The sequence below is a fragment of the Pseudomonas sp. S60 genome (assembly GCF_016647865.1).
Taxonomy (GTDB): domain Bacteria; phylum Pseudomonadota; class Gammaproteobacteria; order Pseudomonadales; family Pseudomonadaceae; genus Aquipseudomonas; species Aquipseudomonas parafulva.
The window spans coordinates 1-271 of sequence record NZ_JACVVH010000127.1 but is presented as its reverse complement, the minus strand read 5'-3'; the positions used below and the strand labels follow the sequence as shown (position 1 = coordinate 271).

At 58.7% G+C, this 271-nt stretch carries 1 protein-coding gene; it reads right to left on the bottom strand.

Annotation, left to right across the window (positions count from 1 at the left end):
- The coding region (locus tag IAE33_RS24450; protein ID WP_201165781.1) for an IS66 family transposase zinc-finger binding domain-containing protein at positions 1–271 on the bottom strand (271 nt) is incomplete at both ends.

Sequence of the window (271 nt, the reverse complement as noted above, 5' to 3'; positions counted from 1 at the left end):
ATGTTTGATGACGCGAATCTGCATCGGGACGATTTCAAGCTGTTCGCTGACCTCCTCACCAATGGCATGTTTGCGGCAGCCACAAGTGCACGTCAGCTCATGCTCGGGCAGCTCGTGGACAACCTCGATACGCGGCAAATCAGCCGGCAGTGGTTTGCGTTTACCACGGCGCTTGGTCGGTGCAACGACTTCTTCGTCGCCAGCCTCATCCAAGGGTTCTGCCAGGCTTTCCGCTTCGTCGAAGAGCGGCAACTGTGGCGTCGCCGCATCG